General features: G+C 68.3%; 21 protein-coding genes and 9 pseudogenes. 16 read left to right on the top strand and 14 right to left on the bottom strand.

Features of this window, described 5'->3' with window-relative positions; genetic code table 11:
- From ACWGH0_RS27280 to ACWGH0_RS27265, 4 genes and pseudogenes are all read left to right on the top strand, one after another.
- The coding region (locus ACWGH0_RS27280) for a hypothetical protein (RefSeq protein WP_453406887.1) at positions 1 to 237 on the top strand (237 nt) is incomplete at its 5' end.
- A complete protein-coding gene (locus tag ACWGH0_RS27275) occupies positions 144 to 674 on the top strand; it encodes an IS5 family transposase (protein ID WP_453406886.1) in 531 nt (176 codons plus the stop codon). The genes ACWGH0_RS27280 and ACWGH0_RS27275, both read left to right, overlap by 94 nt.
- A 30-nt stretch (positions 675 to 704) precedes the next feature.
- Positions 705 to 1,532 (top strand): annotated as a pseudogene (locus ACWGH0_RS27270) (DUF2252 family protein); the annotation flags it as partial.
- Positions 1,533 to 1,783: 251 nt separating this feature from the next.
- Positions 1,784 to 1,992, top strand: a pseudogene (locus tag ACWGH0_RS27265) (YbhB/YbcL family Raf kinase inhibitor-like protein); the annotation flags it as partial.
- Between the two features lie 961 nt (positions 1,993 to 2,953).
- Here ACWGH0_RS27265 and ACWGH0_RS27260 read toward each other — a convergent pair.
- Positions 2,954 to 4,156, bottom strand: coding sequence for an MFS transporter (locus tag ACWGH0_RS27260; protein ID WP_453406885.1), 1,203 nt, complete (start codon positions 4,154 to 4,156; stop codon positions 2,954 to 2,956).
- A 306-nt stretch (positions 4,157 to 4,462) separates the two neighbouring features.
- Here ACWGH0_RS27260 and ACWGH0_RS27255 point away from each other — a divergent pair.
- Positions 4,463 to 4,863: pseudogene (locus tag ACWGH0_RS27255) on the top strand (transposase); the annotation flags it as partial.
- 427 nt (positions 4,864 to 5,290) lie between these two features.
- Positions 5,291 to 5,488, top strand: a pseudogene (locus ACWGH0_RS27250) (DUF475 domain-containing protein); the annotation flags it as partial.
- A gap of 377 nt (positions 5,489 to 5,865) precedes the next feature.
- On the opposite strand, the gene ACWGH0_RS27245 reads toward ACWGH0_RS27250, so the two are convergent.
- From ACWGH0_RS27245 to ACWGH0_RS27230, 4 genes and pseudogenes are all read right to left on the bottom strand, one after another.
- Entirely contained in the window at positions 5,866 to 6,351 is a 486-nt protein-coding gene (locus ACWGH0_RS27245) for a hypothetical protein (RefSeq protein WP_453406884.1), read from the bottom strand.
- Positions 6,352 to 7,404: 1,053 nt separating this feature from the next.
- Positions 7,405 to 7,527, bottom strand: a pseudogene (locus ACWGH0_RS27240) (DUF6357 family protein); the annotation flags it as partial.
- A 72-nt stretch (positions 7,528 to 7,599) separates the two neighbouring features.
- Positions 7,600 to 8,253, bottom strand: a complete 654-nt coding sequence (locus ACWGH0_RS27235) for a hypothetical protein (protein ID WP_453406883.1) — start codon at positions 8,251 to 8,253, stop codon at positions 7,600 to 7,602.
- 110 nt (positions 8,254 to 8,363) lie between these two features.
- Positions 8,364 to 8,512 (bottom strand): annotated as a pseudogene (locus tag ACWGH0_RS27230) (response regulator transcription factor); the annotation flags it as partial.
- Between the two features lie 592 nt (positions 8,513 to 9,104).
- On the opposite strand from ACWGH0_RS27230, the gene ACWGH0_RS27225 reads away from it, so the two are divergent.
- Positions 9,105 to 9,317, top strand: coding sequence for a DUF6207 family protein (locus tag ACWGH0_RS27225; RefSeq protein WP_453406882.1), 213 nt, complete (start codon positions 9,105 to 9,107; stop codon positions 9,315 to 9,317).
- Positions 9,318 to 9,440: 123 nt separating this feature from the next.
- Positions 9,441 to 10,187 (top strand): hypothetical protein, encoded by a 747-nt coding sequence (locus ACWGH0_RS27220; protein ID WP_453406881.1) that lies wholly within the window; start codon positions 9,441 to 9,443, stop codon positions 10,185 to 10,187.
- Positions 10,188 to 10,540: 353 nt separating this feature from the next.
- Here the strand turns inward: ACWGH0_RS27220 and ACWGH0_RS27215 are convergent, their stop codons facing one another.
- Positions 10,541 to 11,158, bottom strand: coding sequence for a TetR/AcrR family transcriptional regulator (locus tag ACWGH0_RS27215; protein WP_453406880.1), 618 nt, complete (start codon positions 11,156 to 11,158; stop codon positions 10,541 to 10,543).
- Positions 11,159 to 12,047: 889 nt separating this feature from the next.
- Between ACWGH0_RS27215 and ACWGH0_RS27210 the strand changes: the two genes are divergently transcribed.
- The gene (locus ACWGH0_RS27210) at positions 12,048 to 12,473 is read left to right on the top strand and encodes a DUF6463 family protein (protein ID WP_453406879.1); all 426 of its coding nucleotides are present in this window, start codon (positions 12,048 to 12,050) and stop codon (positions 12,471 to 12,473) included.
- Between the two features lie 798 nt (positions 12,474 to 13,271).
- Here ACWGH0_RS27210 and ACWGH0_RS27205 read toward each other — a convergent pair.
- Positions 13,272 to 13,823: pseudogene (locus ACWGH0_RS27205) on the bottom strand (RHS repeat-associated core domain-containing protein); the annotation flags it as partial.
- Positions 13,824 to 14,737: 914 nt separating this feature from the next.
- On the opposite strand from ACWGH0_RS27205, the gene ACWGH0_RS27200 reads away from it, so the two are divergent.
- Positions 14,738 to 15,361 carry a hypothetical protein gene (locus tag ACWGH0_RS27200; RefSeq protein WP_453406878.1) on the top strand — a complete coding sequence of 208 codons (624 nt, stop codon included), beginning with the start codon at positions 14,738 to 14,740 and terminating at the stop codon, positions 15,359 to 15,361.
- 343 nt (positions 15,362 to 15,704) lie between these two features.
- Here the strand turns inward: ACWGH0_RS27200 and ACWGH0_RS27195 are convergent, their stop codons facing one another.
- Positions 15,705 to 16,118 (bottom strand): hypothetical protein, encoded by a 414-nt coding sequence (locus ACWGH0_RS27195; protein WP_453406877.1) that lies wholly within the window; start codon positions 16,116 to 16,118, stop codon positions 15,705 to 15,707.
- Positions 16,119 to 16,359: 241 nt separating this feature from the next.
- On the bottom strand, positions 16,360 to 17,652 hold the full coding sequence (locus ACWGH0_RS27190) for a helix-turn-helix domain-containing protein (RefSeq protein ID WP_453406876.1): 1,293 nt from the start codon (positions 17,650 to 17,652) through the stop codon (positions 16,360 to 16,362).
- Positions 17,653 to 17,845: 193 nt separating this feature from the next.
- Between ACWGH0_RS27190 and ACWGH0_RS27185 the strand changes: the two genes are divergently transcribed.
- The 4 genes from ACWGH0_RS27185 (at position 17,846) to ACWGH0_RS27170 (ending at position 20,805) form a co-directional block, all read left to right on the top strand.
- Entirely contained in the window at positions 17,846 to 18,286 is a 441-nt protein-coding gene (locus ACWGH0_RS27185) for a hypothetical protein (protein WP_453406875.1), read from the top strand.
- Between the two features lie 161 nt (positions 18,287 to 18,447).
- Entirely contained in the window at positions 18,448 to 19,122 is a 675-nt protein-coding gene (locus ACWGH0_RS27180) for a class I SAM-dependent DNA methyltransferase (RefSeq protein WP_453406874.1), read from the top strand.
- A gap of 133 nt (positions 19,123 to 19,255) precedes the next feature.
- Positions 19,256 to 19,531 (top strand): hypothetical protein, encoded by a 276-nt coding sequence (locus ACWGH0_RS27175; protein ID WP_453406873.1) that lies wholly within the window; start codon positions 19,256 to 19,258, stop codon positions 19,529 to 19,531.
- A 149-nt stretch (positions 19,532 to 19,680) separates the two neighbouring features.
- Positions 19,681 to 20,805 (top strand): low temperature requirement protein A, encoded by a 1,125-nt coding sequence (locus ACWGH0_RS27170; RefSeq protein WP_453406872.1) that lies wholly within the window; start codon positions 19,681 to 19,683, stop codon positions 20,803 to 20,805.
- A 284-nt stretch (positions 20,806 to 21,089) separates the two neighbouring features.
- Here ACWGH0_RS27170 and ACWGH0_RS27165 read toward each other — a convergent pair whose 3' ends face one another.
- Positions 21,090 to 21,368: a hypothetical protein gene (locus tag ACWGH0_RS27165; protein ID WP_453406871.1), complete on the bottom strand. Its 279-nt coding sequence runs from the start codon at positions 21,366 to 21,368 to the stop codon at positions 21,090 to 21,092.
- Positions 21,369 to 21,828: 460 nt separating this feature from the next.
- On the bottom strand, positions 21,829 to 22,341 hold the full coding sequence (locus ACWGH0_RS27160) for an NUDIX hydrolase (protein WP_453406870.1): 513 nt from the start codon (positions 22,339 to 22,341) through the stop codon (positions 21,829 to 21,831).
- 205 nt (positions 22,342 to 22,546) lie between these two features.
- On the opposite strand from ACWGH0_RS27160, the gene ACWGH0_RS27155 reads away from it, so the two are divergent.
- Positions 22,547 to 23,131: an outer membrane protein assembly factor BamB family protein gene (locus tag ACWGH0_RS27155; protein WP_453406869.1), complete on the top strand. Its 585-nt coding sequence runs from the start codon at positions 22,547 to 22,549 to the stop codon at positions 23,129 to 23,131.
- Positions 23,132 to 23,157: 26 nt separating this feature from the next.
- Here the strand turns inward: ACWGH0_RS27155 and ACWGH0_RS27150 are convergent.
- Together ACWGH0_RS27150 and ACWGH0_RS27145 are read right to left on the bottom strand one after the other, a co-directional pair.
- A pseudogene (locus tag ACWGH0_RS27150) lies at positions 23,158 to 23,527 on the bottom strand (relaxase domain-containing protein); the annotation flags it as partial.
- Between the two features lie 151 nt (positions 23,528 to 23,678).
- Positions 23,679 to 23,900, bottom strand: a pseudogene (locus ACWGH0_RS27145) (relaxase domain-containing protein); the annotation flags it as partial.
- 425 nt (positions 23,901 to 24,325) lie between these two features.
- On the opposite strand from ACWGH0_RS27145, the gene ACWGH0_RS27140 reads away from it, so the two are divergent.
- A complete protein-coding gene (locus ACWGH0_RS27140; RefSeq protein WP_453406868.1) occupies positions 24,326 to 25,828 on the top strand; it encodes a carboxylesterase/lipase family protein in 1,503 nt (500 codons plus the stop codon).
- Positions 25,829 to 25,883: 55 nt separating this feature from the next.
- Here ACWGH0_RS27140 and ACWGH0_RS27135 read toward each other — a convergent pair whose 3' ends face one another.
- A complete protein-coding gene (locus tag ACWGH0_RS27135; RefSeq protein ID WP_453406867.1) occupies positions 25,884 to 26,792 on the bottom strand; it encodes a LysR family transcriptional regulator in 909 nt (302 codons plus the stop codon).
- Positions 26,793 to 26,824 lie beyond the last annotated feature (32 nt).

Genomic DNA, 26,824 nt, shown 5'->3' with positions numbered 1-26,824 from the left:
GCGGCGGGGGAAATCGACTGGGACATCTCGGTGGACTCCACCATCGTGCGTGCGCACCAGCATGCCGCGGGCGCCCGCACCGATCCGCCGCCGGCCCCCGCGTCAAAGGGGGCCGAAGTCCCAGAACACCAGGGCGAAACGCCGTGGCAGAGCCTGGTCGCCCGCCTGGTGGAGGTGGTGCTGGAGGTGAAGGTCTGGGCCGCTCGCGCGGCGGATTCACCACCAAGCTCCACCTGAGTGCCGACGGCAGCTGCCGCCCGCTGTCTCTGATCGTCACACCGGGCCAGCGGGCGGACTGCACGCAGTTCAAGTCGGTCCTGGAGAAGATCAGCGTCCCGCGGACGGGGCCGGGCAGGCCCCGCGCGAAACCTGACTCTCTCGCGGCCGACAAGGCATACAGCAACCGGCCCTGCCGCGAGTACCTGCGGCGTCGAGGGATCCGGCACACCATCCCGGAGAAGGTCGACAGCCAGGCCGCCCGCCTCCGCAAAGGCTCACGCGGCGGACGACCACCCGGCTTCGACGAAGAGCGGTACAAGAAACGCAACACTGTCGAACGGGCCATCAACAAACTCAAGCAGCACCGGGCGGTGGCCACGCGCTACGACAAGCGCCTCTACGTCTACCTGGGCACCGCAACCGCCGCAGCCCTCACCATCTGGCTCCGCACATGATCGGCCGGACAAGTCCTAGCCGCTTCCACAGAGCTCGCCGTCTGGTACGAGCACGTCGCGGCCGACGATCTACTCCAGGAAATCGGTAACGCGCTGCAGCGCGCGCGGCTCCACCGCACCCTGGATCGGGCACGGGAGACCGGCAGCAGCAAGGCGGTCGCGGAACTCACCAAGCCTGGTCCTGACGGCACGCCCCGGTTCGTCCATTCCCCGCCACTGATCGAACCGGTCGACGATCAAGGCCGCGCCGTGGTCGAGCACGTTTTCGAGGACTACCGTGCCAGCCTGCCCTTGGCACAGGCCCGGCTACTGGACCGATTCCGGATCGTGGATGCGGCCCGCAAGGTGGTCGGCATCGGCAGTGTCGGTACCCGCTGCTACGTCCTGCTGCTGCAGGGACGGGCCGCAGGCGAGTTCCTGCTGCTACAGGCCAAGGAGGCTGAGCCCTCGGTCCTCGCCCCGTACGTAGACGTGTCCGTGACCCACCAGGGGCAGCGGGTGGTGGAAGGGCAGAGGCTGCTGCAGGCCTTCGGCGACATCTTTCTGGGCTGGTCCACCGGACCAACGGGACGTCACTTCTACTGGCGGCAACTGCTCGACATGAAAGGCTCCGCGAACACCCAGGGCATGTCCGGCAGTCTGATGCACCAGTACGCCGGACTCTGCGGCCGGGCACTGGCCCGCGGACACGCCCGCTCAGGCAACCGCGTTCCCATCGCCGCCTACCTCGGCCACGACACGACCTTCGACCAGGCCATCGCCACGTTCGCCCTCGCCTACGCCCAGCAGACCCAAAACGACTACACCACCTTCACCCAAGCCCTCAGCGACGGCCGCCTGCCCAACGCGCCCTCCTGACACCAGGGCGAAGGCGCAGCGCACACGGGAGCGCTCCGCCTTCGCCGACAGCTGGCTGCCCCGATGAAGTAGATCGCCGCGCTTCTCGGACAGCACCACCGGTGCCTTCGGCGGCGGGGTACGTTCGGCCGTGCGGGGTGCGGCGCTGGCGCCGCGTGCCGTTCGAGCGTCCGTATCGGCGGCTCTACGGCGGCCAACGGGGCGAACGGCCCTGCCACGGCTTGTCGGACGCCCGCTTACTCCACGGGCGAGGCCGGGCGGAGCGCAACGGCTACGGGGACTTCGGCTGGGGAGGACCCAACCCGCCGGCCGGCGACCAGGCGCACAAGTACTTCTTCCGCATCTACGCGCTGCCCGAGCCGGTCTCCCTGCCCGACGACGCCACGGCGGACGACGTGCACGCGGCCGTAACAAGCGCCAGTTGGCCAGCGGCACGCTCATGGGGCTCTACCACCGCTGAAGGCCAATGACCCACAGGTACCGGCAACAGGCGGCGTGGCCTTGGCCGCGCGGCCTGTTCAGGTTGGACCTCGGAGCGGTCAGTCTGTCGTCGGGACCACAAGGGCGCTACGAGAGCATTGGCGTGAGGATCGCTGCGATGACGATCTGGAGAGTGTGCCGGATCCCGTCGATACCGCCGGTGTCGCGCACGCCGAAGGCGGTGGCAAGCGCGTTGCCGCAGAGGGTGTCGGCGATAGCGAGGACAAACGTCAGCTTCAGAAGTGGGCTGGGGTCCGGGCACGATCCGCTTTCCTGCCCGCCTTGCCCGGCGTCGATGCCTCGCCCGGTGGCTTCCCGCAGTGCATGTCCGCCACGTAGAACCGCGCCCGGTGCACCGCACCCTGTACCGGCCCCATGAGCACGCCCCCGCGCCGGACACGCGGCGACGCGCTCACCCCCAGCCAGCCGTTGCAAGGGCAGCCACCGAAGAGACGAACGCACCCGAACGTGACCTCGTCAGGAGCCGGCCTTGCGACCACGCGACCACTTCGCCGTCGAGGACCAGGCCGTACGGGAACTGGCGCGCGGCAGGCGACCAGGTCGGGGAAGTGCTGGAGTGTCCGCGCCAACCGAACAGCATGACTCGCTACCCGCTGAGCGACACAGCCGTCTGTGCCCCTCACAACGCCGTCACCTCAGGAGGTATGCCAGGGCCGTGCGAATGCTGCACTGCAAGACCGGAAGCAGCAGTTACAGGCCCGTGCTGTGGGGCGCCCGCCTGGCTGCGGGGTGATCAGCCAGAGCCGGAGGCGCTGGTCGGCCTTATGGCGGGCGAGGTCGTTGGTCCCCTGCTGTTGTCGTGCACCCGTTTCGGATAAGCGGCACCCGCACCGCTGCCATACCGCCCGGCCCGGCTGCGCTGACCCGAGAGGCTGCCTCGTATGCCCGGGCAGAGAGGCTGTGCTGCGGCACCGAGTCGCTCAGCCACGCGTCTCATAGGCCGCGGGCGGCTCAGTCTTGCGCAGCCGTGTGAATGGCACAGCTGAGGCGAGCGCGAGAGCGACCACGCCCACGAGCAAGAGAACGAGCCAAGCGCCGGACCTGTCGATGACCACACCAGCTGCGGCGGATGCCAGCGACGCGCCGAGGTTTACGGAGGTGTTGATCCATGTCGACGCTTCCGTCCGGCTGGTGTCCGGAACGATGGTGTCGGCAATGAGGTATCCGGTGATGAGGGATGGGGCGAGGAACAGGCCGACGAGCGCGAGGCCCGCGGCAAAGAGACCGAGTGTGTCCAGTTGGGACACGAACACAGCGGCAAGTCCCATGCTGACGCACAGGCCGAACAGTCTCTTGCCGATGCCCGCCTCAAGGTTCAGCTGCCCATGAAGAAACCCTCCGAGAGCACTTCCGCCAGCAAAGGCCGCAAGGAGCCAGCCTGAAGCTGCCACAGCATCATGCTGCGCAGCGACGGCCGGCGCTGTGATCTCAGCGACGCCCAATACACCCCCGACGCCCAGCAGAACGATCAATACCCTTGCGAAGCCCGGCTGTCGCAACGGGTGATCACCTCGGGCGCCACTCCCGCCCGTGCTTCCCCGCAGCGCCTTCGACGATGCACTGGACGTCATCGCTGCAGTGCCGAGGCAAACCGCTGCCGCGGTCACCCAGAGCCCGATGCTGGGAGAACTGGCCACGACAACCGCGGTGATAATCACGGGACCACCGACAAAGAGGAGCTCTTCGCAAACCGCGTCGATGCTGAATGCCTTTGTTCGCTGGTAACCGGCCGTCGTGAGCGATGCCCAGACCATTCGCATCGCTGCGCCCAGGGGTGGAGATGTCAGGCCGACAACCACGCTAAGGACGAGGAACCACATAGCCGCAACCCCGTCGGCCTCTGTGATGAGCGCGAGAGCGATGAACCCCGAGGCTTGACCCGAGGCCATCGTGGTGAGCGGGATCCGTTGACCGAATCGATCGATGGCCCGCGCCCGCCAGGGGGCGGCGATGACGTTGGCGATTCCGAACGCCGCTGTTGCGAACCCGGCCTGGGTGTACGAACCCGTACTGTCCTGGACGGCGAAGAGGAGAGCAAGACCTCCCATCGCGAGAGCGGACCGACCGATGAGGGCGGGGAGGAAGGCGCGAAGCGCGCCGGGAAGGAGAAGCACTGCGAGCACGAAGAAGCTCCGATGATGTGCGACCGACGCTGAACGCGCGGCCGCCAAGAATCTGACGGTTATCGAGGTCCGGAGGGCAGGACAGACCGCACCCTCAACGGATCAGAACCTGGACGGGAGAGACCCAGGACCGTCAGATGAACATCACGATGAACATCCGGAGAGACTAGCAAGGTGCGGGTCGCCAATGGCGGTTGGGGCATTCATGCCGCCGCGAAGCCGGATGATCTAGGGCCTGTGTGATGTCATGATCAGTTGCTGGGTTCTGTCCTCTTTGTGGGGTGGAATCCGGTAGGAAGTGTGGTCGTGACGCGCAGCCAACTCACGCATGCGCAGTGGAAGTTCATCGAGCCGTACTTGCCGATCGGTAGATCCGGTCCGTACCCCGAGCGGTTGCGGGAGCAGTTCGAGGGGGTGATCTGGCGGTTCCGGTCCAGCGCCCAGTGGCGGGAGATGCCTGCCGAGTTCGGGCCTGGGCGACTGTCTACGGACGCTTCCGCGTCTGGCGGGACGCCGGTGTCTTCACTGCCCTGCTGGAAGGCTTGATCGCCGAGAGGGCCCGCGTGGGAAGGACGGACTTGTCGCTGGTCAGCGTGGATTCCACGACGGTCCGCGCCCACCACGACGCCGCAGCAATGCGGGTCAGCAAGCACCTCATGGAGGCCCTCGAAGAAGCCGCGCAGGAACAGGAGACGGCCCGCCAAAAGGGGCAGCGCAGCCGCGGCACCCTGGCCCCGGCTTTGCCTGCGGGAACTGACAGCGCTTATTCATCGGTGCGGGAGGCGTATGGCGGTCGCGGCTGCGCCGCGATGTTCACGGGTTGCGATTCTGGCTCAGCTTCGCGAAGTGCACACAGTGAGTGACGGCTGGCACTGGTTCGGGCCTCTGGAACATTGCCTGAGAATGATCAGTCGCCGTCGTGGTATGGCCGATAGTTCACGGCGGTGGAGGAGACGACGCTCCGGCTGCATCTGTTGTTCCGTTGGTTGCTGATATGGGGGTGCTGTCCGTGGACGTGGACAACAAGGCGGTTCCCATTGAGGCTTCGCAAGTCGGCGGTTGGGGCTGCGTGTCCTGCTGTGACAGTTGGTCGAGCCGAATACACAGCTCTTAAACATGATGGGGTAGCAGCCAGTGCTTCTGAAAACGTTCGGCTGGTCGTTCGCGGTCACCGCGCTCGGCCTGGTCGCGGCGCTGTTATACGGAGGGTGGACCGGCTTCGGGATCGTGGCGATCCTGTCCATCCTCGAGATCTCGGTGTCCTTCGACAACGCCGTGGTCAACGCCGGGATCCTGAAGAAGATGAGTGCCTTCTGGCAGAAGATCTTCCTAGCGTCCAGCGGCCCGCGGACCAGCTTTGCGTGGTCCTGGCCGTAGACCCGGCCGCGCAGCAGCTGCTCGTCACCGTCAATCAACCCGTTTTCCAGCCACCACCGACAACGCGGTCCGGGCGTCCGCCCCCGCCACAACTGATCGTCGACGGTCGTGACCTGCGGCGATGACGCAGGGAGCAGCCGTCCGTCGGAGACCTGGCTTTGTACGTGAGTAGCGAGAGCGCGTGTTGGTCCGGGGTGAGAGCACCCCAATCCCCATGGAAGTGATGTCTCGAGATTCGAGAGCACCTGAGTGCTTGCTCCGGGAGCGAAGCTGTGGTCAGCACTACGAGGTGGCAGGGGCCCGCGGCGATTCGGTGGCGCTGACTCTGAACTTCACAGGTTGACGCTGGTGGCGTGCAGCCTGCACCTGCTGCGCGTGGCGGAGACGGTGGCGATAGTCCAGGCCGCCGCCCATACGGCGCCGACGAGCAATGCCGTGAGCGCAGTGAGCATATGCGGAGGGGTGGCGCCCAAGCTCGGTGCCAGGCCCGCCGCGCGGGCGCCGAAGCCGAGGACGCCCGCTCCCACCATTGCGATGCCCGCCCAGGAGACGACTAGCGCTGGCCATCGGACGAGCGGGGTCCGCGGCAGGCGCACGAGGAGCAGCGCAACAACGGCCATCAGCAGGCCAAGGGCCGCGTTAGCCAGTTGGGCGGTCTCGACGTCGGCGACGGCGGCGTAGGCCTCAGCCGGCGCAGGGAAGCCTGGCATGCCCAAGTCGCCCTCGCGCGCCAGGTCCACCTTGCTGACGGTGTAGGCGAGGGCGCCGAGGCAGGCGGTGAGGGCTGCGGCCAGGTGCTTCTTCTGTGATTGAGGCATGGGTCCATCCTGCAGTGAGCAGCGGCCGGGCCACCTCCTCCGCAAGGATCGACTCCCTCCCCCGTCCGGGCGAGAGAGTCTGACTGTCACCGTGCGTCGGGCATGCTCCCGTAAGCCAGGCTCGGCAGCTCTCATGGTGCCTTCGGTGTCGTGTCGGCCGACGCAAGTTGATCAGGACCGACGCCGTGCTTTCCAAGCACGGGGGTCGAGTGGTGCACCGGATCTTCGCGTCGGCTCGGCCGTGTGGCAGCCCTGGGAACGCACCCGATCTTTCGCGGTCGAAGCGCCGAATCGACATCCGACCTACCTGGCCGACCGCCCCCACCGCTCCCAGGTGCTGCTACTTCTCATCGACATTGCTGAGCATGTCGAGTGAGAGCCGATGCCAGGAACCACCGACATCCGCTCTTCGCTCTCACCTACGTGGCCAGAGACCCCTGAGGGTCGCACTGAGGCGGTCGGGCGTCGGGGACGGGGACCAGGTGACCGCCGGTCAGGCTGGGCAAGCCTTGGGCTTGCCCGACGCGTGACCGGTCACCGCCACGGGCGTGACAGATCCGTACCCCGCTGTCGGTCAAAACGCACGACAGTGGCGTGACCGGTCCGTCAACTCTCAGCCGGATAGGTCACCGTTCACCGTGCCGTCGGCTGACTCGGTCAGCCCTTCTCGGCGCTGGGATGCATGGAGTTGAGACCGATGAGCAGGACCAGGGCCGGATCCACCTGTCCGCCGGCGGATGTGTACGGCAGTGCGCCTTCCGTCACCGCCTGAAGCAGCACCTCGAAGTCGACGTCGGCGAGGACGCCGGTGGTGACCGTTCGGCACCGGCGGCGGCGAGAGCCGCTCCGGCGGCAGCCCCGCCGCCCCGGTTCCCGGACCCTGCGCCAACGCCGGCTTCGCCGGTTCCGGCGGCCGCGGCGGCAACTTCGGCATGGACGGCAGCGACGGCGCAGCCGGGAACCCCGGGTGTGTCATCATCAGGTTTCGGTAGCCGCAACCGCTACGCGTACCGCAGCCTGTCGATCAAGAGCGAGTACGAACGCAGAGCGCATGGTGAACGTGCGAGGGTCGTGGTTGGCATCGGCCCCGGCACCGAGCGTCAGCTTCAGCTCGCCGTCCTCGCGGATCACGTTCGGGATCCATCCGCTCGTACGCGTGAAAACGACGTCGCTCATGGACTCAGTCTCTCCTGGAACGGCACCGGCTGGCATCACGGCGATGGTGCAGCCCCATCTCGCACCATCTGTTCACAACCACCGTGCAAATTCGACGTCGAGGCGTGCGTCGGTGCGCACCCAGACTTCGCCCCCGGCCGCCTCGGCCGGGGCGTCGACTCGTTCAACACCGAGGAACTCGATCAACCTGAGCAATTCGGCTCGTTCGGCTCGGTCGTCGTCTACACCATGCGAGTCGAAGAACACATAGAACTGGTCGCTCGGGTCCACGCAGCCCGAATCCCCCCAGATCCGAGCGACTTCTTCGATCGCCGCTGCTTCCGTCGTAATCGTGGCGGCGCGGGCGGCCCCGCGAGTCTCCGGTGACGCATCAAGGTCGGCGAGGTCGGAGAACCACTGGCCGAAGTGGCGGAGGCCAGCAAATCCGTTCTCGAAGAACAGCATCGCGCTCGGAAGGTAGCGATTGCCCCTGTCGACCCGGAGGTACTCCGACCGAGGCGGGTCCCCGTCTTTGATCCGGGAGATCACACCTTGCCCGGGCATGAGTACCAAACTCTGCCCCGACAATTCATCATTGATGGTGTAGGTGTCAGAATCTCGACCACGGAAGAACGCAGAGAATGCCACGTAGGCTTCCTGAGGGTCGCTCACGGAGACCTGTTGGTCGTTGCCGTCACCGACAGCGAAGACGAACTGTTTCGGTCCGGGGTCGTAGGGGCGAGCCATATGCGTCCTTCGTTCACGTGTGATAGCTCCACCACCGTAGTCGAATCAGAGCGGACGGACCTGCCGTTCATCGCCGACGAACACAGCCAGGAGAAATGGCAGATCAGCCTGCCCCCGCGCCCCATCAGGCCCACCTCGTAGGCGGCGATGGCAGCCTCCACCCGGTTGCGTACACCGAGTTTGCCGAGGGAGCGCTGAAGCGGGCCCTCACCGTGCCCTCGACCAGGTGCAGCCGCGCACCGATCTCGGCGTTGGAGAGCTCCCCTCACTCCCCGCCGCTCACGAGCAGCCATTTGAACGTTTATGCACAGCGTTAGGTCACGGCATGGTCGAAGGGTCGAGCGCGGGGGCACCGGGGCTCCCCGACCGAAGCTGCTCCGCCCGCACGGACTGCGGCCGGGTCACCCGCTGGAGGGCTGTACCCCTTCCCCGAATCTCGGCACCTCGGCCGCGGGGACGTCCAAGCGGAGCCGCACCAAGAGCAGCGGAGGGCTCGGCGCCCGGCGCCCGATCGCGGTGTCCTCGCTGCTTCCTCGACCCGCTCGGCAATGACGGGGCTGACATAGAGGGGTTCGCGGCTGCCCAGACGAGGGAGAAGCACACGCCGGTCAAGGGTGGTCGGAACCGGTCTGGCTGATGTGGTCGGTCAGTTGGCGGGGCGGGTCCGGCTTGAGTCCGTCGGTGCTGGTGGCCGGGTGCGGCCGGCGGACCAGTGCCAGCCGCCCGCTCAACAAGCGGCGCCCGTCTCCACGTCGTCCGGCTCTTAGCGGGCATCTCGGGCATCGTCGCCCGTACGGGTGGTCGTACGTCAGCCGGCGAACCAACCGTGCGAGGCGCGCGTCAATCCAGGCATGGAACAGGTCGACGAGCAGCACATCCGCGAGCCGGGGCTGGTAGTCCTGGACATCACCGCCGCCGACGAAGAGACCATCCGCGTGGTGATGGCCGGCCTGCAGCGGCAATGGGCCACCCCCGGCATCACTCCGGTATGGCGCACCCCAGGGGAATCCGGGGTCAAAGCGCGGATGTACGCGGACATCCGACGCCCCGGCACGATGATGTAAGCCCGCCCCGCTTGGGCTCGGGCGGCATTCCGTCCTGGTGTAGGACGCATTGACGGGATCTGGCGCAGCCCGCTATTGCTGTCGTTGACCGCGCGGCCGTGCAGAGCAGGGAGGGAGAGCACCGTGATCGCGATCTGGTGGGTGACCATGCTGGTTGCCCTGGGCGTCGGTTGGGCGATCTGGCGGCTCATCCGATTCCCGGGCGGATGGACGTATGCGTTCCATGAGGAGCATAAGGAGGAACGGCAGGCACTGGCTGCTGCCCGCAACGCCGTGCGAGAACTGCGGGTCGCAGCCCGTCGCGAGACGTGGCAGGCCCGAATCGCGGTGAAGCGGGCCGAGTGGGCCTATCGGCGCCGGGTCCGCCGGGCGGAGTTCGCCCTGGAGCAACGGCGTACACCGCACTGCGGTGCCCGGATCGAGCAGCTGGGCGGGATCATTTTGCACGAGCACGCGGTCTTCATCGGTGGCGATGAGGTGCCTTTGGCCAGTGTGGGTGTCCGGTTCAAGCTCGCCCGCTCCAAGCACGTCTCCTACGTGTACCTGAAGCAGCCCGACGGGCAGGAGCGCATGGAGCGCTACGAAGGCAAGGATTTTCCCGAGGAGGCGGTGCGCCGGTTCAGCATCCAGATCCAGAACGCAGCTGTCGCTGCGCAGCGCCTGCAAAGACGGCGTGCTCGCGACATCCGCACGCTGAAAGCGGAGCTGGATGAGGCACAGAAAGCGACACAGGCGATAGCTGTGGCACAAGAGCGGCTGGAGAAGACACTCGCCCGCCACGACGCCGACATCAAGCTCCCGCAGGCACGAGAAGCCCTCGACGACGCCCGGAAGGCGTGGCAGGACGTCACCGGGCGCCGCCCTCATTAACCACGACACGCGACCGACCAAGCGACCGCCTTGGCACATGACACACCAGACCAGCCAACACCCCACACACCGACGATCTCCCCTCCCAGCGTCACCCGACGCGGACACCCCGGCCACGGCGCCGGCCCGGGGCAGGTAACGGTGGCGCTGGGCTGCTGCACCCTGACCTCTCCGAAGCGCCTGAGCCGCCACGTGACCGCCATCCTGGGCACGCCGCGTGAGTCAGTTACGGCGCCTTCGGCGCTGCCACCGACGGACGGTGTCAGCCGACCGGTCCGCTCGCGGCGTCTCGGGCGGGGAAGTACGGCATGCCGCTGACCCCCACGGCAGTCAGCGGCAGCGGTAAGAGGCGTTCAGGTCAGGTGTGGTACGACACCGAGGACCCCTCGTACCGCCCTCGTCATGAGCTCGATGTCGTGGGGAGATTTGCCGGCGACTTCGATGGCGACCGATTCAAGGACCGCGAGGAGGGCGGCTGCGGTCAGCCGGGCCGGGGGGCCTGGAGGGATGGAGCCGTTACGGCGACCAGCGCTGATCAACTTTGCGCATTCCGTCTCGAGCTGATCGTAGGTCTCGTCCATCGCGCGCCCGACTGGATGGTCCTGCCCGGTGAACTCGACCCTCAGGGTGAGCATCACCTTGGCTCCGTCGTGGCGACGGCAGTAGAGGGTGTGCCCCCGGGTCATCGCCATGAGCGAGGCCAGGGGGTCCTCCTCGCGGAGGGCGGGCCGGCGCACCTCGGCATCCCACGTCTCGCTCACCCACGTCACGACGTCGAGCGCGAGCTCCTCTTTGTTGGCGAACAGGTGGTACAGGGCGCCCCGGGTATAGCCCGCGTCCCTGGCTACCTGCTCCAGCGCGAGCTTCGCGTACCCGTAGGTCGACAGGCCGCGCGCCGCGGCCTCCAACAGTGCCCCTCGCGTCGCCGCGCGACGGTCGGCCTGCGTGCGACGCGTCACCGTCTCGCTCATGGTCTTGATCTCCGTCTCCGGCCGCTTTCTTCACCAGCATACATACAGTGGTGCATGCATGTAAGGCAGCGGGCGGCGCCTACCTCCATCCGGACGCGCCGGGCGTCGCCGGGATCGGGGTCGACCGACCGCCGAGGGTGATCACGATTCCGGGCCAGTCCTGGCCGGCCGCCTGTGTGCCGGCCCCTGGGAAGAGGGTGCCGCTGAAGCCCCCGCACTCCAAGGGGGGGTCGGCCGGCGTCATGGCGGGGTACCTGGCCTGCACCTTGTCCCGCACCGACGCACTCCACGTTCGATCAACGCCTGTGTGCCGAAGGCGCGTTGACTTACATACATACATGACCGTATGTTGGCCTCATGGGAAGTCAGCTGACTGGGGAGTGTTCAGTTCCGCCCCGTCTCCGGTTCTCCGAGTACCTCCAGGGGCAGCCATGAGGCCGAACCGACCGGCCGGCGCCGAGCACACCGTCCGCCCATGGAGGATCCACCGAATCGCGCTTGATCTCGAGTCAAGGGCGTATGGGCCTACCGCGCACCGGATGCCGGACCTGACCACTTCCGCGTCATGGTTGCAACGCTGCGCCGCGCCGCTGGTCTCAACGAGAATCCGCCCTGGTCAGCCTCCTGTTCGCGGTGCGCTGGAAGCTTGCCGCCCTGTTCGGCTGGGACAAGCCCTACGGAGGGCTCGCGGACCGGATCGAGTCGCTTTGCGACCCGGTGCCTGTCGATCTGCGCCAGGACTCGGCAGGAGCAGCGGTGCCGAACACACCGTTCAGTCCCCACCTCGTCCGGAACGCCGTGGCGCCTCGCGAACGCGACGCCCACATCCAAGTCGCACAACAGCGCTGGGCCGCGTCCCGCAGCCCAGCAACAGGAGAGAAGGTTCCCCATGATCAAATGGGCTGGTCGGCTCATCGTCTTCTACGGGGCCGCGCACACCCTCGGCGCCCTGACGGTTTTGGGCGCCGCACGCCGTCATGCCGGGACATGGTTCAGCCGGGAAATGTGGGACGAGGACCTCTCCGACATGAGCCCCGCCATGAGCGCCTACTGGCTGAGCGTGAACAGCTTCGGCCCGCCGCTCATCCTGCTCGGCCTGACGGTGTTGTGGCTGAACCGCCGCGGTATCACGCCCCCACCGTTCATCGCATGGTCAATGGCCTGCTGGATCGGACTCGGTGTCCTGATCGCAGGACCGGGGATCGGGCAGGACCTCATCCTCCTGACCGCTTGCGGTCTCCTGCTCGCCGGCCCCCGTCGCTCAGCGCGCCACGACGACCCGGCGCCCCACCCCGTCGCGCCACGATCTCCTTGACCGCGGGCACGAGGAACCGGCATGAGGCGTCGCGGGGAGCGGGGAGCGGGGAGCGGGGAGCGGCGGAATGGTCAGACATTCGCCGACGATCCGCCCCCGTACGTTCACACCGGCGCGACCGTGCGCGGCCGCGGTGCCCGGAGACGACCGCGGCCGCCGCACGGGCGTCGTCGAGCGCTTCCACCGCACCGGCCGCGACGCTCAACTCGCTCTACGCGAGATTGAACCAGGAACGCGGCGTGTCGCCCTGGCACGTGGTGTCCTTCAGGCCGCGAGCGCAGCGGGCTCGCCGAGCTTTGGGCGGCGGTGCCCCAGGCCGCGGTGACGGCGTGGTGCGCGGCGGCGCACGCTGAAGCGATTTCGGGCGGCAGCTGGAGGGGACAACGAGTGAACGTGCAGTCGGGGAGCACCGGGCGAGGGCTGTGAGGAACGCGGCCACCTGCTTGGTACGACTGCCGGAGGTGATCCGGCGGGGACCGGCCTGGCCGATCGGAATGATCAGACCGCTGGAAGCGGTGGTGCCGGCGAGCGGGGCCGCTGTGGAAGGCTTCTGCGGCGCCCCTGCGGCCATGCGCCCCTCGCCGCAAGCGAGCAACGTGGCGGCCGGCTGTGAGCGCCGAGCTGCCCCGAGCTTCGGCGACGCGGCTGGTCCGGCGGTAGACGGGGACATGGCCGTCTTGTTCCAAGAGGTACCGCAGGACGGGAATGCGGCGCAGTGCGGCCAGCACGAACCCCGAATCCACGAGGGAGATGTGGTTGGCGACGAGGATGCCGGGGCTCCCTCTGCCCGGGGCAGCGTGTCAGGTGCTGAGCCTGCCCGTCCGCGTCGTGCTCGTACTTTGTCGCGGGCTGCTCGGGGTCGGTGACCGTCGTCGTGCCGGCCTTGGAGCCGTCTTCGGCGGTGTAGGGGTAGGTGTAGGTGGGGCCGGTGTGGCCGGTGCCGTTGAACTCGGTCGCCCGCAGCATAGACGTGAGCCGGTTTTGGGCGTCGTAGGTGAAGACCGTCACCCGCCCCTCCGGGGTGTTGATCTTCGTCAGGCGCCGGGACGAGTCGTAGCCGAAGACGGTGGCTTTGCCCTCGGTGTCCGTCGTCTTGGCCAGGTCGCCGGCCGCGTTCAGGTCGAAGACCGCGGTGCGGCCGGTGTGGTCCTTCGCCTGCCACTGCGGCGCGTTGGTCTTCACCAGGTCCACCCACCGGCCAGAGCGGGTCTCCGTCAGCTTGAAGCCCTTGTGCTCCGTGCCCTCGTCGTGCTGCGTGACGGTGATGGAGCCGTTGTTGCGGTCGGTGACCTTCGTCAGCGTGCCGTACTGGTTGTAGGTGTCCTTCGAACCGGGCTTCGTTTTTTGAAGGTCGTTTTCCAGAACACGGCACCGCGCTCGAAGGTCGCCGCCCCGAACACGGCGTCGCCCTCAAAACTCGCCCACTCGAACCCTCGCCGTGGAAGATCGCGAACTCGAACCCGGCGTCGCTCTTGAAAGTCGCCGACTGGAACCTGGCTTCCCCCTGGGGGGTTGCCGACTCGAACCAGGCGCCGCCCTGGAAGGTCGCCGACCGGAACCGGGCGTCGCCGAGGCGGGGGTATCTGGTGACAGGGTCGCGGAGGGCGTCGAGGAGCGCATCGAGAAGCGGTTCAGTGAAGGTGGTGCCACGGTGGTCGATGTCGCTGCCCGGGGTCAGGCCCGACAGGCAGGCGTCGCGGTCGGCATCCGCCAGGTGGGCGAGGCAGGCAGTATGGCCGGGGACGTGGATAACGGGGCAGCCGACCGGGTCCTCCGAGGTGGTGCCGTCACCACAGTGCGGCCAATCAGGTGGACTCGAGGACGGTTCAGGGCTCGGGTGTGGCATACCCGAAGGCCGATTGAGCACGGCGGATGGTTGCCGACCTCGCCTCTGAAACCGCCGGGGTGTCCACGAGGATGTCGCGGGTCAGTGCGGCGGGGTCGGCCGGCGGCGCGGTGGGCGCGCAGGAGGTGGTACTTGCAGTGCCAGTCCGCGCCGTGTGGGAGCAGCCAGTGGGGGGTCGATCGCCGTGAGGTCGGCGGCCCCGGGCGCAGGGAACTGGTCGCGGGTGGTGAGGTGGCGGTGCTCGGCGAGCCAGGCGCCGAGAAGGTGGCGGGTGCGGCGAGGTGGCCGTGCCCGGCTCCTCCTCCACCACCGCCAGCAGGGCGGCCAGGCGCTCGCGGTATGAACGACCGGTCTGCGGCCCTGGGGTGAGCCCTGGCCGTGCGGAACCGGGCGCTCGGGGTCGCACGTCTCCCCGTACATGCTGATCGTCCTGGGGATACTCTTCGCCGTCGCGCCCGCCGTCGTCTGGCTGACGATCGCCCGCACCCGCCCCGTCGGCTTCGCGATCGGCGGCGCGCTGCTCGCCGGAGCCGGTCTGCTGATCAGTGTCCAGCAGGGCTGGATCGACGCCCCCAGACCCGATGCCCATCTCGTATTCACGGCTCTCGCGCCCCTGCTCATCGCCTGCGGCGCGGGACTGGAAGGACGGCACGAGAACTCCCCTCCCCCGGAATGGACATCCCGCCGCAACAAAGCGATCGGCTTCCTGGGGACGCAGTTCGCCCTCACCCTCCTGGTCGGCCTCCTGTACGCGCTGCTGATCAGCGAAGGCTCGGAAGCCCCGCCGTCCAAGGCCCTTCCCCCACTGCCGCCAGGCATCAGCATGGTCAACGAAGGCACCAGCTGCGGTTCCGGCGGCTGCTGGCGCGCCGCGACAGTCACCAGCGAGAACGGCCTGTCCCACCCGGAGATCATCCGCGAACTGGGCCTCAAGCAGGAGAACTGCCGCTCCAGCGGCTGGCTGCTCGACTGGCGTGACGTGTGCGTCGGCGCCAGAACCAACGGCGAGAACGTCACCATCTACGCCACCTGGGGATACTGAGAGGTCGTTTCCCAGCCGGCCACGGTGGTCCCGAACGAGGATCTGTGACAAGCCGCCTGCCTCACTGATGAAGAGCAGGCCGCTTCGTCTGGTCTCATACACCGGCTCAGTCAGCTCTGCGGGTGACAACTGCCGTGCTCCGGCCCACCGGCGCGCTAGTACTGGAGCCGGACCTCGGTGTATGCCCTGGTCAACGGCCTAAGCGCGGTGATCGCAGCGGGATGAGCCCGGGCGAGGGCGGGTTGCCCGGCCTCAGCACGAACCAATGCTGCAGAGCGGTAGTTTGACCACCGCGTCGACGCCGAGCGCAGCCTCAAGGAAGCGAGAGTCAGCAGCTTCAGACCTATTGGCGGGCGTCGAGGCGGTGCTGGAGCGCGCCGTCCGGGCCAAAGACGTCCATCAAATAGCCCCGCCGCAACGAAAGCCCTTCCTCCCGCTCCAGATACCCCGTGATGGACCCCTTGAGGTCATCGAAGGTCTCGGCGTCTTCGTCCGGATCGTGCGTCCACACAATCAGCAGGGGCACGCCGTCCGGACCGGAGCTCCGCTGTATCCCGTACACATCATTCTCTCCGCCGGACTTGCGGTAGCGCTCGGCCACCCGGACTGCGGCATCAGGCGCGACGGTAGAGGTGATCGTGGGACCAGGTGCGAATGATGAGCGACTTGGGCTCGGAGCGCCGTTCGTGGTGCAGCCGGCCAGGAACGCGGCACTTGCGAGGCAGGCCAGTGCAGTCCAGCGGGTTGTCGGATTCATGACGCCATTCTCGTCGGTCCCCGAACGGCCGACTTCACCCCCGTCAGTGCGGCGAGAAATGGAGGCAGTTCACGGCTGTTGACGCTGGCGCCGCAGACCCGGTGCTGACTCTCACTCCAGCGACCCCGGCCTTCTCAACAGGCGTGCCGATGCTCCTCACGCACCAGCGGAAGCACAGGCCGACCTTGTGCATCACCGACACCGACATGAGACGACGCCAGGGCAAGCTAGGTAGGAGCGGTCAAGCGACGTCTGGCTTGAGGGCCGTGACAAGCTCGCGCACCCCAGCTACTTGGCTGTGCCGTGAGCGCAAGTCGCTGACGATCTTCCGGATGGCCGGCCGGTCACGGACCTCGGCTGGCGAGACCCGGAGAGCGGAAAGCAGCTCGGCGGCCGTCTGCTCCGGCTTGCCCCGTTGCCACCAGGCCCGGCCAAGGTCGGTATGCATGCGTCCCTTGCGCTCGGCGGTCTTGAACTGGGCGGTGCGCAGCCCGCGACCCGCCTCCAGGGCGGCACCTGCGTCACCCAGTGCCCAGTGGACCCCGACGGCATACAGATTCACTGCGGCAGGGGTGATGGGAAACAGTCGCCCCTCGGGTGCCTGATGCGGGAGATCTCGGGCAGCACGGGTGGCTTCCTTGATCATGGTGAGTGCCTGATCCCGATCACCAGCGCGGGCCGCGGTGTAGGAGGTGGTGCACAGCATCTGCGCGTATGCCGAGGCTTGCGCTCCGGTCTTAAGCCCGGTTTCCTCCACTTTGGCGACCGCCGCGAGGATGTGTTTCTGCGCTGCGGCCGGCTGGTCCTGATGGCGGAGCACGATGCTCAGTTCCCGGGCCGCCGCCGCGGCGACGAGCGGTGAGCCGGACAAGTCGGCGTAGATGGTCGCCCGGTCGGCGCTGAGCCGCGACTGGTCGTATTTGCCGATCTTCGTCAGTACCTGGGAAGTCAGGCTGTAGCAGGCGGAAAGCCGTGCGAGGTCGATGTCCTGCCGGCTATGGGCGGCCTGACGGGCATCGGCCAACAGCCCGGGCAGCGCCCGGAGAAGCTTGCCGTGCTGGCCGGCATCGAAATAGCCGCGGGCTGCGGTGATGCGCCATTCCAGGGGAACGGGGGATCCGGTGGGGTCGGGCATGCTGGCGAGAGCATCGTTCAGTCCGGCCAAGAGAGCGGCGGGGGCTGTGAGGCCGGCGGCAGCGAGTAACGTGCGGCGACGCATGGGGTCCTCCTCGGCGCAGCGTGGCCCATCCGCCACGACTCTAGCGGTTGACGCCGCCGCTAATCCGAGCGACGCGGTGAGGACGTCCGTTGGCACGCCGACCTCTTGGGCAGCGTGCCGGATCAGCGCCAAGTCGGCGTGACTGCGGCGCTGCTCCAGCCGGGAGACCGTAGAGGCTGAGCAGCCGATGCGTGCCCCGAGGTCCGCTTGGCGCCAGCCGCGTTCCTCGCGCCCTATCCGGATGAGCGCGCCTGTGTCCTGGCGGGCGATGAGCATGCTGACCTTGCCCGAGTTCCAGAGCGGATCGGTGCGCATGGGGCCTCCCACTCGCCAGGGGCCGAAGGGCTGCCTGTCCACGGTAGGGGCCGTTCAGCGGGGTGCATACGGCGCGTGCAGGACCTGCAAACGGCTTGCGCCATGCGCACGTTGGCGATCAGGCGGCTGCGGTCGGCGCTTTGCTTGGGGCGTGGCCCCGCTTCGGGCGGGCCCCGACATCCCGGAGGACAGCATGGCGACAGCAGTCGAGACCACAGTCCGTGACCCGCGGGACTACGTGCAGCCCGAGGTCTGGGACCGCGAGATCCAGCTCCTGATGCGTGACTATCCGTTTGACGAGGTGATGGCGACCCGGCTCTTCCACGCCGCCGTCTCCTACTTGATCACGGCTATCGACAAGTGGGGCCAGGGCCTGGAGATGTGCTGCGGCCGTACGGTCGACATCGCGGTCCACGTCTTCATCCTGGACACCAAGAACTACCGCGAGTTCTGCCACGAGCACTTCGACGGCAAGTTCCTGGAACACATCCCGGAAATCGAGTTCAAGTACGACGGCAGCGTCGAGCGCACCGCGCAGATCATTGTCGGCAACGGCTTCGAGGTGGACTGGAAGCTGTGGGAGGCGGACTACGGCAGGTGCGGCCCGTGCAGGCCGGGCGAGAACTGCCACTGAACCGCGGCAAGCGGTCGGGCCCGGGGGTGCCGTGAGCATCCCCGGGCCCTCGCGCGCGCCCGAACGGGCATCGTTAGGTCATTCGCGCGTGGGCGGGAGGCGGCACCGGTACGGTGACCAGCTTGAAAGACACTGGTCCCGCTGCCCCCACAAGGAGCGTCATGCCCCGCGAGCCCCACACTCCGGCCGAATACTGGGACACGTACATGCCCTACCGGGGCGAAGGGGAGCAACCCGCCCCGGTGGTCGACCGGTTCGAGTGGACGCAATACCCCGGTCACGGGCCCGGAGCCGAACTCCTCGGGCAGCCGCGCCGCGCCCTGGACCTCGGGCCGGCGGAGGGCAAGGAAGCCGTGTACCTGGCCCGCCAAGGGGTCGAGGTGACCGGCGTGGACCTCTCCCCCGCCCAGGTCGAGCGCGCCCGTAGATGGTGGAAGGACGTCCCCCGCCTGTCGTTCATCCATGCGGACGTGTGCGACCACCTCGTGTCCGGCGCGGCGCCGTACGACGCGATCTACTCCGTGTGGGGCGCGGTGTGGTTCACCGACCCCGATGTCCTCCTGCCGCTGGTCGCCAAGAACCTGACTCCACACGGAGTCTTCGCCTTCAGCCAGGCCGAACCGGCCCCCGGCGCGTACGGAGCGCAGCCGATGCGCGGCAAATGGCTCGAAGGGCGAGAACGCGAGCTGACCGTCCTGCGCTGGCAGTACACCCCCGAAGCCTGGGCAGACCTCCTCAAGCGGCACGGCTTCACCACCATTGATGCCCGCATCCTGCCGCCACCGAACTCACAAGGCTTGGGCACGCTCCTCGTACGGGCACGGGGCCCGGAATAACAAGCCAGACGCCGACTCAAACCGCGCACGACTTGTCTCCTGCCCGCAGGCGGTTCACGTTCTCAGGGGCATGCCCGCCGGGGATGCCCTCACTCATGCAGGAGAGACCACAGCCGGAGATGCTGCGCGCCGCATGCTGGCGCGCCGCTCGCGACGGCTGAGCGGAGAGAGCATCGACCTGGACACCGGCCGGCTCGAACCGACCGCCGTACACCTGGACCGCCTGTGGGACACGGCGCTGCCCGCCGTGGCGGACGCCGACGACCATACGCTCCTGCACGCCGCACACAAACGCCTCGCCACTGAGGGCAACGGCGCCGATCGCCAGCAAGCGGCCTACCGCCGGCGGAACAGTCACACCGACGTCGTCGACCACCTGATCCAGACCAGCGCCGCCGCTCAGGCTTGATGCGCGGGGACAGCATGGTGTGCGCGCAGGGAAAGGATGGCCGTGAGGCTGCCCCTGTGGTGGTATGTCCTCTTATGGAAGAGTACGGAGCCGCTCATCCCACCTCCCCCGCGACGCCAGGGGTGGAGCACAGCAGGCACGCAGGGTGGTTGGAGCTGTTCTTCGACCTGGTGTTCGTAGCTTTGGCCGCCCAACTCGCGCACTCGCTGCACGGCGACCCGGGACCGGCCGACTTCGCGATTTTCCTGGCGCTGTACTTCCCGCCCTGGTGGACGTGGATCAACCTCACCGTGGCGGCGAACCTCTTCGAGGAGGACTCCACACGCCGGCGACTCCTCATGCTCACCGCCATGCTGTGCCTGGCGGTGATGACCGTCGCCGTGAGCGGAGCCACGGATGAACGCTCAGCCGCGTACGCCCTCGGGTACGCGGGTTCCCGCATCGTTCTGCTCGGCCTCTGGTGGCCCTCCACCCACCGCGCGCTCGTCCCCGGCGGATCCCTCGTGCCGAGGTGGCGGCCCCTGACGTACTGCCTGGCCTCGGCGGTCGGGTGGGGCGCCTCGGTGCTGGTGCCGCCCCCGGGGCGGTTCGTGATGTGGGCCGTACTGCTCTCGGCCGAGATCGCAGTGCTGCTCACGGCACGGCCCGGAGGAATGCCCCGCAGGCTGCACGTGGGACATCTGGTGGAGCGGGTGGGACTCTTCGTGATCATCGTGTTCGGTGAGTCGGTCATCGGGCTGATCACGTCACTGGACGCCGAGTGGACAGCAGCCGCGGGTTGGGTCGCTCTCATCGGTTTCGTCATGCTGGCCGCTCTATGGTGGTCGTACTTCGACTTCGGATCGGCGGCCGCGGAGCACGTGCTCAGCGCGGCGACGGAGCGGACGGCGTTCCCGCTGGCCCGAGACGTCACGGGATTCCTCCACTTCTTCGTCACGGCTGCCGTGGTCGCCATGGCGGGCGGTCTGGCCACCGCGGTGGAGGAGGCAGGACAAGGGCATACCCACCTCGCCCACGGCGCGGTGGTCGCCCTGGCCGGCGGTCTGGCGCTCTACCACGCGGCGCACGCGGCCATCTCCCTGCGCTTCGGACGCCGCCTGCTGATCGTGGCAACCTGGGCCGGCCCGGGCATCGGCGTCCCGCTCGCGGTCATCGCGTTCGCCGGGCACCTCGCACCCTGGCAAGTAGTAGGACTGCTGACGGCGGAGGTCGTGGCCCATCTGCTGTACGCGCGGTGGGCGGCCGCACGAGTGCTCGGCCGGCAAGCGGCGTGAGGGTGCTGTGGCCGCCGGGGGACACTGCGTTGCGGCGCCGCCGCGCGCCTGGGAAGTTGGGCTGCTGTCCGCTGTGGGCGGCAGCTCCGGCGGCGAGGGGGGAACAGCCGCAGGAGCCCGCCGTGAGGTGCGTGTGCCCCCGAAGCCCGCGCACCATGCGCCGGACCGGCTTCGTCGTCCTCGTCAGGCCATGAGCGCCACCGGTCACCCATCCATGGCCCCGCGCCGGTCGGCAGGGGCTCGACCAGCCAGGTCGGACGCGTGGGGCACGATGGCGCCATGGCTCAGCAGATCTCTTCCCCGGCGGAGTCCTGGCGCCGGATCGACGCCTGGCTGGCGACCCACGTGGCATCCGATGCCACCCTGCTCAATCCGGCGTCGAGCAGGGGCCACACCGCGTGTTCGGGTGACGCGACGCGGATAGGGGCGGTCCCGGCGACGAGGCAGTGCCCTTCGGGAGCCATCAGGGAGGCGGCCGCTGTGACGGCGCTGCGCAGCGGTTCGGTGATGGGGCCGATGCGCCAGCAGCCCTGGCCGTGGAGGGTCAGGGCGGGATGGAGCATGCACGTGAGGGCCAGGCGGATGGGGTGGCGCCACCCTCTAACGGAAGCGTGCTCGCCCTCACGCGCGTCGAGGAGCACGGGCAGGGCGAGGCTGAGCGGTACGGTCGGCAGAGTTCCTGCGATTCGCCCGCTCGCTCGCCCCCATCAGCGTCATCACGGGATCACGCCGGCCCTTCGTCTCGACGACCCTGCTGGTCTTCCTGGGAGCGTTCACCATCGCCCTCGCCCCGGGAACGGCACCAGCCATCCTGCTGACCGTCCCCGTCCCCATGCCGGCGCCCCCGTCCACGCCAACGGACTGCCCACCACACTCGTGGCTCTGGGGTGCCCCGGCGGCGGCATCGGCTTCGAGGTGATGAGGCGAGCCGCCGGGCTCGAACAGGGTCGCATGGGGCGCTGACAGGCCGAGGTGTGGTCAGCGTCCAGAGGGGCGGGCCGAACGGGAGGGGCACCGTGGTTCCTACGCGCTGGCAAGAACTGTTCGTACGCCGTCGGTGACGCCCGGCAGGTCACCGGTCGAGGCCGCCCACTGGTGCAGGTCGTGTTCGGTCAGGATGACCGGCCCGGTCTCGGCAACGGTGACGGCGGAGTTGAACTGGCGGGTGATGGTGCCGCGGCTGTTCTCGTAGTCAAAGTGCCCGAGGTAGCGGTCTACGGAGGAGACGGTAAGACCGGTTTCCTCCCGCGTCTCGCGGCGGGCCGCGTCCAGGATGGTCTCCCCGGCGTCCACGTGCCCGGAAGGGTTCTCCCACAGGCCGCCCATGAAGTCGTCCGGCTTGCGGCGGACCAGGAGGATGCGGTCGGCGTCGGTGACGACGGCCGCGGCTACGAAGGTAGTGATGCCTTCGGCTTCGGCCTCCTCTACCAGTGTTCGGGCGAGGCGGAGGTCACGGTCACAGAAGCTCCTTGTGGTGTTCGCTGGCCTTCCTGGCCGCGCTGACGTACTGCTCGGCCAGTTCCAGATCCTGTTCACGGTGCCAGACGGGCAGCTTGATCGTGTGCGTGTGCGCCTTCTCGGCGATGGGGAAGTCGCCGGGCTGGTAGCGGCTGCGGGTGTTCGGGTAGCCGGGGAAGAGGTGCGAGGGGTGCTGGTAGAGCGGGACCCGCTCCCCTACTGGCGGTGGCCGAAGAGGAGAGGGTGGGACCCGGGGTCAAGGGCGTCACGGACGGCGGTCAGGATGTCCTCTGCGGCGGCGACCGGCCAGGGGCGTCTGGTTCTCTTCCCCTCGGACGGTCGTGTGGTCGTCGTGGACACGGCCACCGGCGCAGAGAAATGGAACATCCGCGACCAGGGCACGGCGGCCCTCCGTCCGGCGATCAGCGAGGGCACGGTGTTCTTCGGGGGCAGGACCCTGTGCGCGCGCTCGCTCGCCACCGGGAAGGAGCTCTGGTTTGTGGACGCGGAGAGCAAGGTCGGGCAGGACTCCGGCGGCTGGGGGCCTCCGGCGGTCAGGGGCGACGAGGTGTACGCCGTCGGCCACCTGTACCTCCACCGCTTCGAAGCGGGCAGGGGTGACCAGAAGTGGAAGACGTACCTGCGAAGCTACGAGGGCACCCGGGCGCTACCCGTCGTCCAGGGCGGCACCGTGTGGGTCGCCGAGGCCAAGGGTTACGGACTCACCGCCGTCAGCGCGAGCACGGGCGACGACGTCGAGGGGTACCGGTTCGGCGGCGACACGGCCGCCCACACGACAGCGGGCGACGGCAACCGCTTCTTCGCCGCGCACGACGGCTCCGTGGTCGCCCTGCCCGTGCGCCGCTAGGCGCCCCCGGTCCCGCCCGGAATCCGCTACGCGGAGGAGTGACCACCCTGCGGGCGGATCGGCAGCCGGTTGACCGGGCGGCTCGTCGCCGCGCGGACCGCCGAGGCGATCGCGGCCGGCGACGTGACCACCGGGACCGCGCTGGCCGGCTTCGCGCCGAAGGGGGCGACCACGTCGCGCTCCTCCACCAGGCTCACTGCGGATGTCCGGGGCGTCCAGGGACGTCGGGAGCGCGTAGTGGGTGAGGTCGGGGTGGCGGAAGCGCGCGGCGACCAGACCGCCGGGCGGCCGCATCCGGTAGAGGCCGTTCTTGCCGTACCGGATCACCGCGACCTCGTCCTCGATCCATTCCAGCACCCGCTCGATCGCCCGCTCGTGTGCGGCCTCGATGACCCGCCGGGTCTCCTCGTCCCCCAAAGCCCACAGGAGGTAGATCGTCGGCTGCGGCCGGGAACACGAAAACCACGCCCGTGACCTTCACCCGGCGTCCGAGGGCGCCGGCCTTGAACACCTTCGCCGGGAAGTCGCCCTCGGCGAGCCGGTCGGCCTCGATCCGGTCCGCGTACGGGTGCCGGCCCCACTCCCCGAAGAGGTTCCGCAGCTGGCTCTCGGTGACTTCCTCACCCGGTGCGAGTCCGAACGCGGCCAGGCCGCTGCCCATCCATCGCCCGGTCGGGACACCAGCCTGCTCCTGGGCGGCGCGCAGCGGCGTGCGGGCCGGGCGGCGGCCGTCGCCGACGACGGTCTGGCGTAGGTAGTAGCGGTACATCTGACCGGCCCGGATGACCCTGCTCTCTGCTGTCACGGAGACCACGTCACACGGCTCTGACCTATGAGGAAAGGCCGGTCAGCGGTACGTCCCGTCAGGCGGGAGCAGGGGCCTGACTTCTTCACCGGTGCCCGCCGGGCGGGAAGCGGCCCCGGGCCGGACGCCAATGTCATCGCTCTCCGGCAGTTCTCACTTCACGACCCGTACGACGCCAACAAGCACCACTGAGTGTCCTGTGACGTCGAAAGCGGCGGATTGAGGCTTCACTTGAATGCCGACGCGGCGGACTGGTAGCAGCGGGGCATTGACATCACTGGTGCGTCAATCACCATGATCTTGGTGTTGGTCCCGGGGTGCCCCGCGATGCAAAGCTGAAGCCTCGCCCTCCCCCGGCGATCTGGCGTGCAACGAGAGGCAGTCTGCCCATGGGTACCTTCAAGACGAAGAACGGCTCGGTCCAAGGCTTTCGGATCTCTACCGAAGTCGTCGCCGTCCTTGGTATCCCCTATGCCGCCCCGCCGTTCGGCGCCAACCGGTTCCGGGAACCTCTCCCGGCACCGGCGTGGACCGGGGTGCGGGACTGCACGGCCTTCGGACCGGTCTCCCCGCAGTCGGCAGAACTGCCCGGCGCACCCGTGTGGTCGCCCGCCGACGAGGACATCCTCACCGTCAACGTATGGACCCCAGCCCCCGAGGTCGGCCACCTGCCCGTCCTGGTCTGGATCCACGGCGGTGCCTACACCTTCGGGTCCTCAGCCCAACCCGATTTCGACGGTACCGCGCTGGCCCGCGCCGGTCTGGTCGTGGTCACCCTCAACTACCGGCTCGGCTTCGAAGGTTTCGGCCACATCCCCGCCACCGAAACAACCACCTACCCAGACAACCGCGGTCTGCTCGACCAGGTCGCTGCCCTGCGCTGGGTTCGTGAAAACATCGCCGCCTTCGGTGGCGATCCCGGCAACGTCACGGTTGCCGGCCAGTCCTCCGGGGCCGCTTCGGTTGCCTGCCTGATGGTGATGGACCGCGCCCGCGGCCTGTTCCACCGTGCCATCGCCCATAGCGCCGCCAGTCCTTGCTACACGCTCGAAATAGCTGCGGCGACCACCCGCGAGATCGCCGCGGCAGCGGACTGCCCTGCCACAGCCGAGGGCCTGACATCTGCGACTCCACAGACCCTGGTCCTCGCCTCCGACCAGGTGGTCGACAACTACCGGCGTGACCCCGCCTCCGGATCCCGTCACTACGACCCCGGGCTCTACGCCCCCGTCCTCGACGGCGACGTCCTGCCCACCGACCCCCTTACAGGGATGGCATCCGGTGCGACCCGGGACGTGGACCTGCTGGTCTGCCACACCACGGAGGAATACTGGCTGCTCGACGCCGTCGGCAGCAGCGCGAAGATCACCACCGACGAACAGCTGCTCCTCTTCGCCGAAGACTTCCACCTCCCTGACGGCCTGGTCGCCGGCTACCGCGCCGCGATGCCCCACGCCCCGGTGCTCGACGTCTACCTCGCCGTCTTCGGCGATCTCCTGTTCGGCGAGTACAGCAACCGACTCGCCGAGTGCCACGCCCAAGCCGGCGGCCGGGCCTTCCTCTCACGGTTCGATCGCCGGCGCACCGGCCCGAACGGGGCCGTGCGGGCCTGGCACAATGCGGACATCCCCTTCGCCTTCGGCAACCTCGACACCGACTGCCTGGCCTTCCTCATCGGCGGCGCACCCACACCCGCAGACCACGATCTGGCACGCCGCATGGGCCGCGCATGGGCCGATTTCGCTGCCACCGGCAACCCGGGCTGGCCATCGGTCGACAACTTCATCACCCAGGCCAAAATATGGAGCACCGAAGACAACCCCGCCGATGACAAGGCCGCCGCTATCCGCGCTCTTTGGGTTAAGGCCGACTTTCCAGTCCTGTGTCCGTGAACCGGGAACCCCCAGCAAGCGACCACATGCAACGCTCAGCCTTTCGACGCTCCCGCTAGAACGGTCCGTCGGCGATGCCCCCTGACGCGGCGAGGGCCTGTGAGAAGGCACGTATGCGTGCGGTTTCGTGGCTGTGGTGCCAGACAAGGCCGAGGAAAGAATCCTCGAGGCCGGTGATGGGCACGAAGGTAATGGCTCGCCGGTTGTAGTACTCGCCTGTGGGGTGGCACAGGAGCATTGCGCCACGGTCGGCCGCTACCAGGGCCAGGCCCTCCTGCAGGGTGCTCACGGTCGGCCCGGTCGGGACCTCGCGGCCGCTCGGCGTGAGAGTGGGAGCTTGTGCGCGCCGCCAGTACTCAGGGGCGGGGCCGCGGACCCCGATCAAGGGGCAGCTGGCGAGGTCCTCGGCCGTCAGCTTCTCGTACGACGCGAAGCGGTGGTTTGTGGAGACAGCGAGGGTCTGCGGCTGCTTGGAGAAGATCTGTCCGAGGACAAGGTCGTTCTCCTCCACGGGCAACAGCACGATCGCAGTGTCGACTTCGTGGCGGTGGAGCGGGCCGAAGGGGTCGGAGATGGGGATCTCCACGATCTCGGTGGTGCAATCGGGGTGGCGGTTCTGGAAGAGCGTGACGGCATTCATGACATGGTCGTCAGCCGTGCCCTGGAAGCCGATGCGCAGTAGCCCGCCGACGCCCCGTGCCGTGCTACGAGCGGTATCGAGAGCGGTCTGCAGGGAGTTGTAGGCAGGGCGGAGGTCCGCGAAGAGCGTCTCGCCGAGCGGGGTGAGGCGTACACGGCGGCTGGTGCGCTCGACGAGGCGGGCGCCGATCCGGCCTTCCAGGGTTCGAAGGAGTTGGCTGATGCGGCTCTGCGACACGTACAGGCGCTCCCCCGCCCGGCCGAAATGCAGCTCTTCGGCCAAGGCAAGGAACGCCTCCACCTCGCGAACTTCCAGACTTCCCACGGCCCCCTCCGCTCTTCCACTCCCTTGGCCAG

The sequence above is a fragment of the Streptomyces sp. NPDC054887 genome, assembly GCF_053610585.1.
The sequence above is the reverse complement of the archived record's forward strand: the minus strand, read 5'-3'. Positions and strand labels throughout refer to the sequence as shown.